The organism is Lachnoclostridium edouardi (assembly GCF_900240245.1).
Classification (GTDB): Bacteria; Bacillota; Clostridia; order Lachnospirales; family Lachnospiraceae; genus Lachnoclostridium_A; species Lachnoclostridium_A edouardi.
Genome location: NZ_OESQ01000001.1, coordinates 2,312,353 through 2,327,070, shown reverse-complemented (window position 1 = coordinate 2,327,070; position 14,718 = coordinate 2,312,353). Strand labels below are relative to the sequence as shown.

The window sequence follows — 14,718 nt, the reverse complement described above, 5'->3', positions numbered from 1 at the left end:
CTATCTAAAGAAAACATAATTTCTATTTAAAGCCTGCAAAGCAAACAAATTAGAAAATTCTTCTCTTAATTTCTGCACGTTTTTCATGCAAATGCATTGTTTTATTTCATTATACTTCTATTTCATACTTTTTCATTTTTCGATATAAGGTGCTGGAGTCAATTTCTAAAAAAGCCGCCGTTCTTTTTCTGCTGTAATTGCACTGTTTTAATGCAGAAATAATTTTTTCTTTTTCTTCTATTTTGTAGCTTTGACTTTCCCTATTTTTTTCAGCAGACCATGCTTCCCCTGATCTGCCGCTGTATATGGCAGTTTTTACGGTGGCCTCGTCAGCCAGTTTGTCCTCGCAGAAAACGCTAAGTCTTTCACAGAAATTCCGCAGTTCCCTCACATTCCCCGGCCAGCTGTATTCCAGAATCAGATGTTCCGCTTCCTTTTGGATTCCGTAAATTGTGCAGCAGTGGTCTCTCACCGCCTTATTTATATAATATTGAATCAGAGCCAGCACATCTTTCCCCCTTTCTCTTAAAGGAGGAACAGATAAACACAGCACATTTAACCGGTATAAAAGATCCTGTCTGAAATTTCCTTCCTCTACTGCCTGGTAAAGCTCTTTATTGGAAGCTGAAATAACTCTTACATTTACAGGAATCACTTTGCTGTCCCCCAGCCTCATAATCTCTCTTTCCTGTATAACTCTTAAAAGTCTGGCCTGCAGCTTTAAGGACATCTCCCCGATTTCGTCCAAAAATAAAGTGCCGTTGTGAGCCAGCTCAAATAATCCTTTTTTCCCTCCCTTTGCCGCTCCTGTAAAAGCTCCGTCCACATATCCAAACAGCTCGCTTTCCAACAGATTTTCCGGCAGAGCCGCACAGTTTATAGCCACAAAGGGACCGTTTTTTCTTTTGCTGGCATTGTGAATACTTTGGGCAAACAGTTCTTTTCCCGTACCTGTTTCTCCATAAATATATAAATTCAAATCAGAACCTGCAAACTTTTCCGCTGTTTTTATTGTATCTTTCATCTGTCTGCAAGAGCCGATAATATTTTCAAATTGGTATTTTGCCACAAACCCTTTTCTATGCAGCTGCTTTCTGATTTTTTCTTCTTCCTCCTGAATTCTGGTAATATCCTGGAAGGTAGCTACGCAGCCTGTAATTTCCCCTTTCGTTATAAGGGGAACACAGTTTACTGACACTGTCATTTTTTCCAGCCTATACATGCAGGACAGCAGATGCTCTCCCTTTTTCAGGACTTGGTCTACAGGCAAACCTGGAAATAGCTTAAATATACTCTGGTCAATAATTTCTGTTTTTTCTCCTGACAATACATTGGCCGCATATTGATTTGCCATTACCACTGTGCCCTGGCTGTCAGCGGAAAGAATCCCCTCAAATGCATAATCCATAATTGTTTGGATTCTATGACTTTTAGCTTTTTCGCTTCTGCTGATTTCCACAGCTCGTATCGCCTCATCAATACTTTTATTTACCGCTTCTCTTCCAAACCCCAGCAGCACTGCGGAAATTCCCATGGTTTTAGCCGTGTTATAAAGCGAACGGCCGCCGATAAATGCATCTGTCCCCTGTTTTTGCAGTTTTTTCATGGTGGGGAGCAGCAATTCCTCCTGCTCCAAGGTCACGCATTGCACCTGAGCATTATCAAATAAATCCTGAATAGAATCCGCCCCATATACCATGTGAAATGTGCCGATCACAGCTATTTTTTTACATTTATATTGATCAATACACTCTTTTACTGCCCGCACAATATCAAATCCAGTCACTCGCAGCTCTATTTTCGGCTGAACTGTTTTTAATGTGGCCGCCGTATAACCTCTGCTGATAATTGCATCTGCTCTGTCCTGGGAAATAGTCAGCCTTTCCCCTACGCCGGCAACTAAGGTTTCATATTGAATTTCTTTTTTATAAGCTTTCTCAGCCAAAACCTCCTGCACTACTGCTTCCCCCTCCTTATAGGGAATCACAAATAAAATCCTGATCATTTTCACTCCTTTATAAATTTTCCGATATCTTACCCTTTATATGAAAAAGTGTGCCTCCCCACCCGCCGAAAGATTTTGATTCATAGGAGGCAAAGTTTTCCATGAATCAAAAAGAGAACTACAAAACCATGACCACAGACTGTCTATTTTGCAATTCTCTATTTTTACCATCAGTGAGCACTGACAGTGTTAATCTAAAAATGATACTGCCTTACACGGAGTTCTGTAATTAGCTGAGGTAATAGTAATTCCAGTTTTTGGAGTGCTGGAGTGCACAACTTTTCCTCCGCCTATGTACAAGGCCACATGGTTAATGTATTCGCTGCTGCCGTAGAACAGCAAATCTCCCGGCTGCACGCTTTCCACAGAAATCTCCCGGCCCTTTACAGCCTGGTCCCTGGAACTTCTTCCTGTGGAAATTCCAAAATGGGCAAATACGCTCATAGTAAATCCAGAACAATCTGCCCCTTCTGTCAGGCTTGTCCCTCCATATAAATACGGATTTCCTATAAATTGCTTCGCATAGGCAACCACCGCGTTTCTGGTGGCGGAAACTACCTGATCAGAACCAGAGCCGGAACCGGCAGGTCCCTGTTCTCCCGGCCCTGCCACTGAAGATGCCGGAGGAGCGGATACAGTGCTGGAAACCCCGTCTCCCTCCGGATTGGCCTCAATCGTCTTATTATTTTCCGCAGACTTTTTAGCCTCCTCCATCTGAGCAATAGCTGTAACTGCCTCATCTTTCAGCTGCTGAGTCTCTGCAGCCTTAGCAGCCTCCTCTGCCAAAGACACTGCTTTGTCTAATTCTACAGTGGTTTTTATATAGTCCTTGGAAATATATCCTTCCAGGTCTGTATCTATTGCAATCTTGGCAAAATTTCCCTCTTCCCCGATTACCTGATACGTGGCATCTTTAGAAAGCAAGGTTAAAACATTACTTGTTAAATCAGGTTTCTCTCTTAACCGCAGAGAATCGGCGTTAACTGTGGCGTAAGTGGTGCCGATTTCTTTTGCAATGGCCTCAGCCTCAGCGCCTGTAATAAAGTATTGGGCTTTAATATAACCGTTTACCGAACCCGACTGTATCTGATACCAGGTTCCCCCTTCTCCTTCTACAGAGGACTGAATGGTGGCCGCGCAATTATTATAAATTTTTCCTATAATAGAGCTTTGTGTATTAGGCTCCTGGCGGACATTAACATATCCTGTAACTCTGGATATAGCCACGTTGTCATAGGCGCTGTCAGCCCAGGCGGAAATTACCATGCTTTGACTGAGCAAGGCACAGCAGCAGCCTGTCAGCAGTATTTTCCATATTTTTCTCATCTGGAACTGCTCCTCCTACTCTTCTGTCAAATAACGCTCAATGCTGGTAATTGCGTTGGCCCCGTCTGCCACTGCAGTTACAATCTGGCGCAGCTGCTTTGTGCGCACGTCTCCTGCCGCAAATATCCCTTTTGAAGATGTGCAGCAGTCCTCGCCTGCTTTAAAATATCCGTGATCCATATCTGCCAGTCCTTCAAATCCGCTGCTGTTAGGCGTGATACCCACCGCAATAAATACTCCGTCTACAGCCAGATCTGTTTTCTCTCCTGTCTTTACATTGGAAACCTTTAAGGCTTCTACATGATCTGAGCCTATAATTTCTTCTGCCACACTGTCCCAGACAATCTCTACATTTTCCAGGGAAAGCAGTTTCTTCTGAAGACTTCTGGCGCCTCTGAACTCATTTCTTCTGTGAATAACATAAACTTTCTTACACAATCTGGCAAGGAAAATAGCGTCCTCTAAAGCCACGTCTCCTCCCCCCACTACTGCTGTAGTTTTTCCTCTGAAGAATGCTCCGTCGCATGTGGCGCAATAGGAAACGCCTATTCCTGTCAGCTGTTCCTCCCCAGGAACTCCCAGCTTTCTATGGCTGGCTCCAGTGGCAATTACAACTGTCCTGGCCTCATATGTGCCGCCGGCACATACTACCTTTTTTATCTTCTCATCAGTCTCAATCTTTACTACTTCGTCCTCCACAAATGTAGCTCCCAGCCCGTCTGCATGTTCTCTGAATTTCATTCCTAAATCAAAGCCGCCGATTCCCTGAACTCCAGGATAATTGTCAACCTCATATGTGGTCAGAACCTGACCTCCGCTTACTACATTTTTTTCTATTACAATGGCGTTCAATTCTGCCCGCTCCGCATAAATAGCAGCCGCCAGACCGGCAGGTCCGGAACCGATAATCACTACATCATAAATCTCTCCCATTATACATCTCCATTCTTTTTGAAAATAATTACTTTACATAAACTGAATTATAGTATATCACAGTTATCCAGAATAATACAATTATAAAACAGTGTTGTAATAAAATGTAATAAAAATTTAAGATACCTGTGACAAATTCTGGAAATTTTCTATATCCATCCTCCGTCCAGACTGATTATCTGACCTGTTAGGTAATTGCTTTTGTATGCCAAATGATACACTAAATCTGCTACTTCCTCTGCTTTTCCAAGGCGGCCGGAAGGAATTTCTTCAATCAGGCTAATAAGCTCATCTTCCTCCATCCACTGATTCATTTCTGTGTCAATGGCTCCGCAGGCCACAGCATTTACCTGTATATTGCTGGGCCCCAGCTCTTTTGCTAAAGCTTTTGTAAAGGTATTTACCCCGCCTTTCGTTGCAGAATAGGCCACTTCACAGGAAGCCCCCGCCACTCCCCAGACAGATGAAATATTAATGATTTTTCCGGCTTTTGCCCCTATCATGTCTGGTATTGCCTGACGGCAGCAGTTAAATACAGATGTTAAGTTTGTTCTTATAATTCTGTCCCAATCTCCGTCGCTCATATCCTGAAGCAGACCTATGTAGGAAATTCCCGCATTATTTACAATTACATCAGGGGAGCCTAGACGTTTTCTCACCATTTTAAAAAACTCTTCACAGCTGCCGCTGTCCCCCATGTCTCCCACATAAGCCAGACAAGGAACCTGGAAGGATTCGATTTCCTTCTTTGTCTGAAGAAGACATTCCTCATTTTTTACACAATTAATGGCAACTCCATAACCTTTTTTTGCAAATTTTACAGCGATGGCCTTACCAATTCCCCTGGAGGCCCCTGTCACTAAAACAATTTTTCTTGCCATATTCATCACCTCTGTACTTTCTATTATATACTACACAAGAAGCGGTGTACAGTGAATGATAGCTTAAACATTTTCCTTAAACAACTTCCTGCTTCATTTTCCTCCACACATAAACAGAAGTATATATTGCCATAATCCCGGAAACTGCCGGGGCAATAGAGCCAATGGCCATTAGATTGTCAGAGCAATATGTAAATGCAAAATAAATTAAAGGCATTCTTAAAGCCAGCGCTCCTATGCACACGCTGATCATAGTGAAAATCGTCTGAGACCGGCCGTTTAAGTATCCGTTTAAACAAAATACAAAGCTGACTGCTAAATAATCGTAACTGCAGGATTTGAAAAACGGAATTCCTGTTTGAATAATATCAGGGTCTTTTGTAAATACTCCGATCATTGTTTCCGGGGACAGTTGTGCCCAAAGCCAAAAGCAGGCGGAAGCTGTCACTGCAAATCCCAGACCTGCAGCCAGAGATGTTTTAGCTCTTTTCAGCTTCCCGGCGCCATAATTCTGGGCAGTAATGGCCGCCAGGGCGCTGGCTATGGAGGTGGCGGGAAGCATGGCAAACACGTCATATTTGCTGGCTACGCCTACTGCCGCCGCCGCTTCCACCCCCAGGCGGTTTGTAACTGAGGTCAAATATAAAAAGGAAAGGCGGACCATACATTCCTGAATAGAAATTGGCACTCCCACCATCGCCAGCTCTTTTGCTCTTTCTCTGTCAATCCGAAAGCTGCTAAAATGAAATGTAAATATAAATTTATGCTTATTTAAGTACCACATGGCTGCAAACATACTGAAGCCCTGGGAGCCAATAGTGGCTATAGCTACTCCTGCTACTCCCATACCTGCATATTTCACTAAAACAATGTCTCCTATAATGTTTAATATACAGGAAAGGGCAATAAACATCATAGGTCTTTTAGAATCGCCGTATCCTCTTAAAATAGCGCTGATTGCATTATAGCCGCAGGTAAAAACAATGCCCCAGGCACAGATCACTACATATTGTCTGGCTAAGTCAAAGGCAGCCTCAGGAGTTTTTAAGGCCAAAAGAATAGGGTTCACGCAAAGTATCATACCTGCAGTTAAAATCACTGCCACTATAAAAAACAGTGTTAAAGTAGTAGCCACTGTTTTTCTAGTTTCTTCTTCATTTTTCATACCTGTATACTTGCCTACCAGAATAGTTCCTCCCAAGGTCAGGCCTGTCACCATGCTTGTAATGATCTGAGTCACCTGAGTTCCTGTGGAAACAGCCGCCACACTTTCAGGGGAACAATATCTTCCGATTACCATTAAATCCACAGCTCCGTAAAGAGCCTGAATAATATTGGCAATCAAAAACGGAACAGAAAAACGGAGCAGTACTCCCATGATATTTCCCTCTGTTAAATTATTCTCCGGTTTCATAAAAATTCTCCTTTATCATTATTCTGGAAACATTCACATAAAACACATTTTATTTCATAGAACATAATCTCTTATGAAAGAATAAACCCTCTAGTAACTAGAGGGTCAAGTTTTTTTCTTCACAGGAATTTGAATTTCTGTTATATATTTTTCCAGATCATTTGTAAAGCCAGAGTCTATTAATGTAATTTCTATAGAATCTCCCGTGCATTCATATTGTTTTTCTTCCATATATTGAAGCAGCTTTCTGTAGGACTCTCCTGCCTCCCGGTGGGTGCCGGAATAGCGAACAGTTACATACAGCGACTCCTGAAGATATTCTTCTGCCCCTTTGTAGTTGTCCTCCTGCTCCAAAAATACAAAAATCCCTGAAAAATGGCCAAGCTTCTGCCGGACCACATTTTCTTTTGCCACAGATACTCCCACTTTTCCCAGAAACATCATAGGCTCCAGATGGCGGATCTGCTCCAGTTCCCGAATAGGATATTCTAAATCCTCTTCCAAGGGAATTTCCCGCCTTAAAAAAGCGATTTTTCTCTTGGGAATATTTACTTCCCAAATTACATAAAGCTTTGAAGACAAAGCGTCAGAAAGCTGGGTAATGCGCCTTTCCAGCTTCCTTTCAATCCTGTCTAGGCGGGATTTCATCAGCTGAATATCTTCCCTCTGCTCCTCTAAAAGCTCCATTAAATTCTCCGCGTCTTTATTTTCAAAAAACCTGATAATCTTTTCAATGGGGACATCTAAATCTCTTAAATATTTGATGGTATTTAAGCGCTCAAATTGCTTTGTAGAATAGAAGCGGTATCCAGTCTTTAAATCCACCTTTTCCGGCCTTAAAAGGCCGATCTGGTCATAATAACGCAGAGTCCGTATGTTCATTTGAAATAAACGTCCTATTTCTCCTATTGTAAACAGTTCTTTCAAAACTGCTCCCTTCTGTGCTCCTTTAAATAGTCAAGAAAGGCCTGGCAGCCTTCCACAATATCATTGTAAGTAACGTCAAAGTTTCCTGTATACCATGGATCTGCAATATCCCTGGGCTCTTTGGAAAAATCCAGCAGCCGGTGCACCTTGTTCTCCGGATCTGATTTTACAATTCTTAGAATATTTCTAATATTCCACGTATCCATTCCTAAAAGATAATCGTAATCATCATAATCTTTTTTTCTCAGCTGCACCGCATATTTTCCTTCTGTGGAAATCCCATACTGCCTCAGCTTCTCCCGTGTTCCCCGGTGCACCGGATTTCCGATTTCTTCTGTGCTGGTGGCGCAGGAGGCAATGTGAAACTTGTCCCCCATCCCCCGCTCTTTAACCATGTGGCGGAAAACAAACTCTGCCATGGGAGAACGGCAGATGTTGCCGTGGCAGATAAATAGTATTTTAATCATATCTCTTATATCCCTTCATAAGCCTTCAAACCTTGATATTACTGGCTCTTAGGCACTTTTTTCAATTTTCATGTTTTGCCCAAAACCTACGCAATTCTATGTAAATCTACATAAATTCACGGGCAAATGGTGTAGTAAGTGGTGTAGTAAGTGGTGTAGTAAGTGGTGTAGTAATTTGGTGTATTTTCAGCCTGATTTTCTTCGCTTTCCCTGTGCGTCAATCCCCTTAAAATCAATAATCTTTGACATCTGTTCTGCCGCCCGGTCATAGCTTGCATGGGTGTAAACATTCAGCGTTACGCCTACATCAGAGTGCCCCATGATATACTGCAAGTTTTTAATATCCATACCGGCACTTGCCATATTCGTACAGAAAGTATGGCGAAACACATGGGGCGTGATATGCGGCAGCGGCTTGTCCGGGTACAACTTCTTGTACTTTTTCATCGCCCAGCGCATTTCATTTTCAATATGCAGGGCAACTTTAGGCTTATCGTCCTTATCCAACAGAATAAAACCGCTGTAACCGTCCACAATCATTTCCGTTTTAAGCTGCTTGCGGTGGTCAAGGATATTTTTCAGACTTTGGTAAACTTCCTCCGTCATGGGAATAAAACGGCAGCCGCATTCTGTCTTAGTTTTCTCCACATAATATTTGCCGCCCCGTTCTCTGACAAGCTGGTGGTCTACCCGGATTCTCCGATTTCCAAAATCCAAATCGCCTTTTGTCAATCCACAAAATTCACTGACACGCATACCAGTTCCCAGCAGCACAACAAATTCATCATAATATTTGGTATAGGTCTTATCCTCTCGGATAAATTCCATCCAAAGGGTCTGCTGTTCTTCGGTCATGGCAATACGCTTCTGTGAATCGTTTGGAACAACATCTACCAGTTTGAAGTCAAAGGGATTTCTGCGAATAATGTCCTCGTTGTAAGCCATTTGGAACGCCGGTTTGACAACGCCCCGGACACTGGTAATGGTACTGTAGCCTTTACCGTCCTCATGCAGTTTCATAATCCATTTTTGTGCGTCTGATACCCTAATATCCCTTATCTGCCGGTAGCCAAAATCTTCTTTCTTAATCAGGTTCAGAACAAAATTGTAACCGACTTTGGTATTGTAGCGCACGCCCTGTTTCAAGCTGATATAGCGTTCCACAAGGGCAATCACGGTTGCCTTTCCAGCGGCATAGTCAATCCCTTCATCAAGCTGCTTCTGGATTTCTTTCTCTTTTTCCCGCAGTTCTTTCAAATCAGAAGAATAAACTGTCTGCCGCTTTCCACGAATGTCTGTGTAGCGATATTGATAAATCAGGTCTTTTCTCTGGCTCTCTCCTGTCCGCAGGATTCGTCCTTTATTGTCTTTGCGTTTTTCGGACATTGTCAAACTCCTTTCCGTAATGGAAAGAGCCTTGATATGACACTTTCATTGTATCATATCAAGCCCTATTTTCACATCACTAAATTTCAAATAGAATATTCCTGTTCTATGTACTGGTCGAACAGGCGTCGTTTAATCAGTCGTTTATTTCCTACCCATAAAACAAAATGGCAGTTTTTATCACTGGTAAGCTCCCGTAATTTATTGATACCGATTCCGGAATAAGCCGCCGCTTCTTCCAAACCCAAATTACTCTTTTCCCAAATCGGGACTTCTTTCATAGGCAAATCTCCTTTCCGGCAAGCAGCCGTTTCAATCGTTCCATTTTCCCCTGTGCGGCGGCTTTCCTCAAATTCTCCCCGGTAAAGCAGAGAGGGGAACACATTTCAAGCAGCCGGTCATAAATCCGGGCGTGGGCGGTGTCCTCCGGGTGCTGCAATTCCTCCAGCGTGAGGTTGGTCGTCACAATCAGCGGCTTCCTGCTCCGGTATCGGCTGTCAATCACATTGTAGACCTGTTCCAAACCGTATTCTGTGCCACGTTCCATTCCAAAATCGTCAATTATGAGCAGGGGGAAGCTGCAAAGGCGGGAAATATATTCATTCCTGCCCGCAAAGCTGGCGGCAAGGTCGTTGAGTATCGTTGCAAAGTTTGTCATGCATACCGGGACTTCCTGTTCCATGAGGGCGTTTGCGATACACCCGGCAAAATAGCTTTTTCCAGTGCCTACCTTTCCCCACAAGAGCAGCCCGTAGTTCCCGTCCTTTATCTGTTCCCAGCGTGCCACATATCCGGCGGCGTTCTTCATCTGCGGACAGCTTCCGTTATCGTTGGCAAATGTCCAGTCCTGCATGGTCTTGTCTGTAAATCCCTGCCGTTTCAGTCGTTCCACCGTTTCAAGGTGGCTGCGCTGCTTCTCGGCGGCTTCCCGTTCCTTACGGGCTGCCCGCTGGCAGTCGCACTCTGACGGGTGGCGATCACGCCCGAAAAAGGTCTTGCCCTCCGGGAAATAGGCTTCTTTGGGTTTGTGGCATTTGCCGCAGTATAACAGCCCGTCCTCCCCGGTGTAATCCTCCGGCTCGGCTGTGGTGTCGGTCATAGGCAGTATGGTGTTGTGGATTGTATCGGTCATAGGCTTTCTCCCTCCTTGAACGAATAGTCCGGTATTCCTTTCTTTGGCTTCTCTTTGGCAGCGTCCTCCTGCGCCCACTTGTAAATGGTGGCTGCATGGCTGTGGTACTGCTTCCCGGTGGAAGCGATATGACAGGAAAGCCGGTCAAGGTAATACTCCCACTTGCCGGGGAAATCCTGTTCCAGCTCCAAAAGTTCTGCGTCAGAAAGGAATACATTTTTATATCTGCCATAAGCGGCGGGGGGCTGCCCCTCACTCGCTCTTTTTGTTTGGCTCTCTATTAGGTTGTTTATATTAGTTTGGTTAGGGGACGGTTTTCCGACCGTCATAAGGTCAGTTTTCCGGCTGTCAGTTGGTCGGTTTCCTGCCCTTATGAGGGGCGGTTTTCCGTCCGTCAGTTGGTCGGAAAACTGTACCACTGGAATATCCGGCACTTTTACATACAGACGGTTGGCGGCAGAAAAGCCTGTCCGTCTGCGTTCCAGCAGCCCGGCAGCGTCCAGTTCGTTCAGTGCGCCCTTTATGGTGGTACAGCCTTTATCCAGCATTTCCGCTATCTCTGCTATGGGGTAGACAATGTATGTCCGCCCCTCGCTGTCCTGCCAGCCGTTCTTCTGGGAAAGGGTGGAACGGTCTAACAGCAGCGCATACAGCAGCTTGGCTGTGTGGGATATGTCCATTTTCAGCAGGAAACGGGGGTAAGGCAGGTAAGCGGGCAGCTCCGTTTCTGCGGTCATATAATCAGCGATAGGGTTCACCTCCTTGTGGTGTCTGTCTATGGGTTCTGTTACGCTTTTAGGGGGCGTTTTCGGGGGAAAAGGATAAATGTATCACGCACCCTTTGACACCCTTCCAAAAAGCCTTGATTTATGCGGGTTTGAAATGCCCTAAAGCGTGACATTTCTCCCTTTGTTTCCGCTTCCGTTTGGCGGCGTTTATCCGCTTCATGCGTCCGGCGCAGTCCGGGCAGTATTTCCCCCGGTTGGATTTGGGGACAAAGAACGCCCCGCAGACAGCGCAGCGTTTCCGGCTTCCCCGGCGCATGAGGGCGGCTTCCAGTACTTCATCAAGGGGCAGGACAGCGGCAGTAAACCAGCGGCAGAGCAGCGAATAGCTGATACTCTGCACACACACGCAAGGCTCGCCGTCCTCCAACAGCAAACAATTCCCGCTGTCATAGTTGCAGCACTCATGCACAAGGCGGCGGGCTGCCCGGTACTGGCGGTAGTCCATGCGGGGGATATTACCGTTCATGGCTCTGCTCCTTTCTGCGCTGCGGCTCGCTCCGGCGTAAAATCTGGTCGATATTGCCCTTGACCGTCTGTAAGCGGCGGTATTCCTCCCGTTTTGCCCGGTAATCGTTGTAGCCGCTGTTTTTCTCTTTGATAAGGGTTTCAATCTCTGCTTGCAGGGCTTTATAGCTCGGCAGCTTGGAAATGCCGTTCTCCCTGAAATAGCGGGCGGCTGCGTCTGCTATGATAAAGTCGCTTTCGTGCTTCTGTCGGTAGGCTGCTTTTGCTTTGGCGTTTTTCTGCTGTTTCAGCCCGTCCCGGACAGGGCGGGTCTTGGAATAGGCAAGCACCTGCCGTTGCAGCTCCTTTTTCCCGTCCAGCGTCTTTTCCACCTGCTTCAGCTCTGTAAGGCTTTCCTGCATGGCGGCATAGGCGGCAGAACAGGCTTCGTCCAGTTCCTCCGGGGAAGAAAAGCCGTACTGCTGGTAGGCAGTAACGGTAGCTGCCATTTGCTTTAGGTTGTGCTTTGCCGCCCAGCGGTCATAGCCCACGCCCTTGCCCTCGGCTCGCTTGGCTTCCCGGTCAACCATGCGCTGCAAGGCGTTGTCTGCCGGGGTGGTTTTTGCGGCTTTTTCCTCCCACAAGCGTCCTTTTTGGGTGTGTGGGTATTCGGGTATGGCTTTGGTCTGTTCGGCGGCTCTGCGGGCGTTCTGCGTGAGCAGGGCAAGGACAGCAGCCTTGTCAAAATCGTCCCCCAGCTTCCGGGCTGTGATAGGCTTTGTCCTGTCTGGCGTGAGGTAGGAAAGCCGCCCCCGGCTTTCCTTGACGGTCACACCCTCCCGCAGCAAAAGGGAAGAAAACTCGTCAAAGCTGGTAGCTTGGGAAAGTGCCTGCCGTATCGTCCGGCGCAGCTTTGCCTTGTCCGTTTCAAACTTGGTGGGCTTGGTCGGCTGTCCGGCGGCTTCTCTGGCGGCGTTCTCTTTATCAAGGGCAAGCTGCCCTTTCTTTGCCGCCCAGTATTCCCGTTCCGTTATCCGTTCCTTGCTGCCGTTCAAGAGGTCGATTTGGTAAAGCCCCTCCCAGTGGCACATCTCCATGACTTCACTCTTGAAATATTCCATAGCGGCGTTGGTACAGCGGTGCTTGCAGCCCTCCCGTGTGTCGGCTGGTCTGTCCATGTAGGGCAGAAGCGGGACTTCATAAATCCGCAGGGAATTGATGACGATATGCACATGGATATTGCCGCTGTGGTTATGCCCGTCCGGGTGGGTGCATACAAGGGCTTGGTGTCCGGGGAAATGTTCTTTACAGAACTGCTCGCCCAGCTCCTGCGCCCGGTCTACGGTCAAGCCGTTGTCTGTCCCGTCCCGTGGGTCAAAGCTGATGATATAGTGGTGGCTTTTCACATCTTCCCGTTTTTGGTTTTTCTCATAGCGGAGATTGGCTCGCATACAGGCAACGGCGAAATCCTCGCCCCCGCAGTTGAGGGAAGAAATGCGGTAATCCTCCCTCGGTATCAGCCGCCCGTTTTCATCAAGGGTGGGCTTCATGGTAAACTCGTCATGCTCAAATGTGAGATAGGCTTCCGCTGCGCCATAGTCCGCATTTTTAGAGCTGATATGTTTGAATGTTGCCAACAGCGTCACCCACTTTCTGCAAGACTTCAAACTTTAGGGCAGCAAGGTCGGAAACCGCCGCCCGTACCTCCCCGGCAAGCTGCGGGTAGGGGCTGTGCCACTCGTTCAGCGTCCGGGCTATCTGGTTTAAGTTGCCGCCGATCCTGCCGTATTCGGCGGTCAGTTTCCCGACAGCGGCAAGCAGCTCATCATTGACGGGGGAAACGGTTATGATGGGGCGTATGGCTGCCCCGGTTATGGCTTGCCGGATAAACTCGGCTTGGCTCATGTTGCAGGCAGAAAGCCTTTCCGCAAACTCGGCGTATTCTTCCTCGGTCATGCGTGTCTTGACTACCCGGCTGCGGTGCGGCGTGTTATATCGTTTTCGCATGGTAAAAACCTCCTTTCGGCTGCCGCATGGCTGCGGCGGGATAAGCGGCGTAAGCCGCATAAGCAGGGTTTGGGGAAGGCACTCCCCAACAAGATTCCCGCAGGGGCAAAATGAGCGAAAAGCGAATTTTGGTACTGCGGTAGAATCTTGCTCTAAGAAACTGCCGGACTGCCGTTCACTTCCTACTGCCACTTTTTCGGGAAATCGCAACCAGCTTTTTTCATAAAGAGCTGCCGGATTGCCCTCACTTGCTACTGCCACTTTTTCGGGAAATCTATAACCAGCTTTTTTATAAAAGGCTGCGGGTGGCGTTCTCCCCTTACTCCCTACAACACCGCAAAAGGCAAAAATGACGGACTTTCCGGAAAAAACTTTTCCGGCGGCTCGGTCTTTCCCGACAATAAGGCGTTTCGGAAGCTGTTTTTTGCCCGCTGTCTGAAAAAAAGGCAACCTTTTTTGGCTTCACTGTCTAATACGGAACATTTTGAAATTTGCCAAAAATGGGCGCAAAAAAAGCAGCAAATCTTTTTCGGATTTACTGCTTTGCGTGCCGCTGCGGGGCGGCGGGATATTCAGTTTTTATGGTGGTTCAGTATAGTAAACTGGAAGTTCTTCAATTACTCTGCACTATGAAACTAACACTTCCTTTTGCTTTTTTTCCTGTTACTTCAACTGTGTATGTTCCGCTTTCATCAATTTCAACATCAAACTCATTAGATGTGGAAATTCCGTTACTTTCATAGATAGGTTCTTCCCCGTCTTTTTGAATTTTTATTGATAAGCTACCTTTATCTATTACAATTTTAGCACTAATTGTATCTCCAGATTCAATAGTTAAATCCTGTGCGTCCGTTGTATTTAACACACTATATTCCATGATAAATTCACTATCGTTTCCAGTACGACTACCATCAAATTTTGTGCCACACGCAGTTAAAGATATAAGAAAGACTAATGTACAGATTATCAATATAATTTTTTTCATACTAACCTCCCGTTCGCATTTAT

General features: G+C 46.0%; 15 protein-coding genes. All 15 read right to left on the bottom strand.

The annotated features are described in order from the left end of the window. Positions 1–109: 109 nt before the first annotated feature. The 15 genes from C1A07_RS11010 to C1A07_RS10935 all read right to left on the bottom strand — a co-directional run bounded on the left by C1A07_RS11010 (position 110) and on the right by C1A07_RS10935 (position 14,695). Positions 110–2,005: a sigma 54-interacting transcriptional regulator gene (locus tag C1A07_RS11010; RefSeq protein WP_101877149.1), complete on the bottom strand. Its 1,896-nt coding sequence runs from the start codon at positions 2,003–2,005 to the stop codon at positions 110–112. Between the two features lie 189 nt (positions 2,006–2,194). Continuing rightward, positions 2,195–3,271 carry a C40 family peptidase gene (locus tag C1A07_RS11005; RefSeq protein WP_242972363.1) on the bottom strand — a complete coding sequence of 359 codons (1,077 nt, stop codon included), beginning with the start codon at positions 3,269–3,271 and terminating at the stop codon, positions 2,195–2,197. 75 nt (positions 3,272–3,346) lie between these two features. Next, positions 3,347–4,264 carry a thioredoxin-disulfide reductase gene (trxB, locus tag C1A07_RS11000; protein ID WP_101877147.1) on the bottom strand — a complete coding sequence of 306 codons (918 nt, stop codon included), beginning with the start codon at positions 4,262–4,264 and terminating at the stop codon, positions 3,347–3,349. Positions 4,265–4,413: 149 nt separating this feature from the next. Continuing rightward, positions 4,414–5,145, bottom strand: a complete 732-nt coding sequence (ymfI, locus tag C1A07_RS10995) for an elongation factor P 5-aminopentanone reductase (RefSeq protein WP_101877146.1) — start codon at positions 5,143–5,145, stop codon at positions 4,414–4,416. 76 nt (positions 5,146–5,221) lie between these two features. Further along, positions 5,222–6,559 (bottom strand): MATE family efflux transporter, encoded by a 1,338-nt coding sequence (locus tag C1A07_RS10990; protein WP_101877145.1) that lies wholly within the window; start codon positions 6,557–6,559, stop codon positions 5,222–5,224. A 105-nt stretch (positions 6,560–6,664) separates the two neighbouring features. Continuing rightward, on the bottom strand, positions 6,665–7,486 hold the full coding sequence (locus C1A07_RS10985; protein WP_101877144.1) for a MerR family transcriptional regulator: 822 nt from the start codon (positions 7,484–7,486) through the stop codon (positions 6,665–6,667). Continuing rightward, complete coding sequence (locus C1A07_RS10980) at positions 7,483–7,953, bottom strand: low molecular weight protein-tyrosine-phosphatase (RefSeq protein ID WP_101877143.1); 471 nt, start codon at positions 7,951–7,953, stop codon at positions 7,483–7,485. The genes C1A07_RS10985 and C1A07_RS10980 overlap by 4 nt, the downstream gene beginning before the upstream one ends. A 186-nt stretch (positions 7,954–8,139) precedes the next feature. Next, complete coding sequence (locus C1A07_RS10975) at positions 8,140–9,339, bottom strand: tyrosine-type recombinase/integrase (protein WP_101877142.1); 1,200 nt, start codon at positions 9,337–9,339, stop codon at positions 8,140–8,142. Between the two features lie 86 nt (positions 9,340–9,425). Further along, entirely contained in the window at positions 9,426–9,620 is a 195-nt protein-coding gene (locus tag C1A07_RS10970) for an excisionase (protein ID WP_101877141.1), read from the bottom strand. Next, positions 9,617–10,471, bottom strand: coding sequence for an ATP-binding protein (locus C1A07_RS10965; protein WP_101877140.1), 855 nt, complete (start codon positions 10,469–10,471; stop codon positions 9,617–9,619). Before C1A07_RS10965 ends, C1A07_RS10970 begins: the two co-directional genes overlap by 4 nt. After that, a complete protein-coding gene (locus tag C1A07_RS10960; RefSeq protein WP_101877139.1) occupies positions 10,468–11,208 on the bottom strand; it encodes a replication initiator protein A in 741 nt (246 codons plus the stop codon). Before C1A07_RS10960 ends, C1A07_RS10965 begins: the two co-directional genes overlap by 4 nt. A 130-nt stretch (positions 11,209–11,338) precedes the next feature. Next, the gene (locus tag C1A07_RS10955; protein ID WP_101877138.1) at positions 11,339–11,725 is read right to left on the bottom strand and encodes a cysteine-rich VLP domain-containing protein; all 387 of its coding nucleotides are present in this window, start codon (positions 11,723–11,725) and stop codon (positions 11,339–11,341) included. Further along, positions 11,715–13,340, bottom strand: coding sequence for a relaxase/mobilization nuclease domain-containing protein (locus C1A07_RS10950; protein ID WP_101877137.1), 1,626 nt, complete (start codon positions 13,338–13,340; stop codon positions 11,715–11,717). Before C1A07_RS10950 ends, C1A07_RS10955 begins: the two co-directional genes overlap by 11 nt. After that, entirely contained in the window at positions 13,312–13,710 is a 399-nt protein-coding gene (locus tag C1A07_RS10945) for a plasmid mobilization protein (RefSeq protein WP_034479871.1), read from the bottom strand. The genes C1A07_RS10950 and C1A07_RS10945 overlap by 29 nt, the downstream gene beginning before the upstream one ends. 613 nt (positions 13,711–14,323) lie before the next feature. After that, complete coding sequence (locus C1A07_RS10935; protein WP_101877136.1) at positions 14,324–14,695, bottom strand: hypothetical protein; 372 nt, start codon at positions 14,693–14,695, stop codon at positions 14,324–14,326. Between the last annotated feature and the right edge of the window lie 23 nt (positions 14,696–14,718).

Bases quoted from the DNA above. Each gene is read 5' to 3' on its own strand.
- C1A07_RS11010 (WP_101877149.1), bottom strand. From the start codon at position 2,005: ATGATCAGGATTTTATTTGTGATTCCCTATAAGGAGGGGGAAGCAGTA.
- C1A07_RS11005 (WP_242972363.1), bottom strand. From the start codon at position 3,271: ATGGTAATTTCCGCCTGGGCTGACAGCGCCTATGACAACGTGGCTATA.
- trxB (WP_101877147.1), bottom strand. From the start codon at position 4,264: ATGGGAGAGATTTATGATGTAGTGATTATCGGTTCCGGACCTGCCGGT.
- ymfI (WP_101877146.1), bottom strand. From the start codon at position 5,145: ATGGCAAGAAAAATTGTTTTAGTGACAGGGGCCTCCAGGGGAATTGGT.
- C1A07_RS10990 (WP_101877145.1), bottom strand. From the start codon at position 6,559: ATGAAACCGGAGAATAATTTAACAGAGGGAAATATCATGGGAGTACTG.
- C1A07_RS10980 (WP_101877143.1), bottom strand. From the start codon at position 7,953: ATGATTAAAATACTATTTATCTGCCACGGCAACATCTGCCGTTCTCCC.
- C1A07_RS10975 (WP_101877142.1), bottom strand. From the start codon at position 9,339: ATGTCCGAAAAACGCAAAGACAATAAAGGACGAATCCTGCGGACAGGA.
- C1A07_RS10970 (WP_101877141.1), bottom strand. From the start codon at position 9,620: ATGAAAGAAGTCCCGATTTGGGAAAAGAGTAATTTGGGTTTGGAAGAA.
- C1A07_RS10965 (WP_101877140.1), bottom strand. From the start codon at position 10,471: ATGACCGATACAATCCACAACACCATACTGCCTATGACCGACACCACA.
- C1A07_RS10960 (WP_101877139.1), bottom strand. From the start codon at position 11,208: ATGACCGCAGAAACGGAGCTGCCCGCTTACCTGCCTTACCCCCGTTTC.
- C1A07_RS10955 (WP_101877138.1), bottom strand. From the start codon at position 11,725: ATGAACGGTAATATCCCCCGCATGGACTACCGCCAGTACCGGGCAGCC.
- C1A07_RS10945 (WP_034479871.1), bottom strand. From the start codon at position 13,710: ATGCGAAAACGATATAACACGCCGCACCGCAGCCGGGTAGTCAAGACA.
- C1A07_RS10935 (WP_101877136.1), bottom strand. From the start codon at position 14,695: ATGAAAAAAATTATATTGATAATCTGTACATTAGTCTTTCTTATATCT.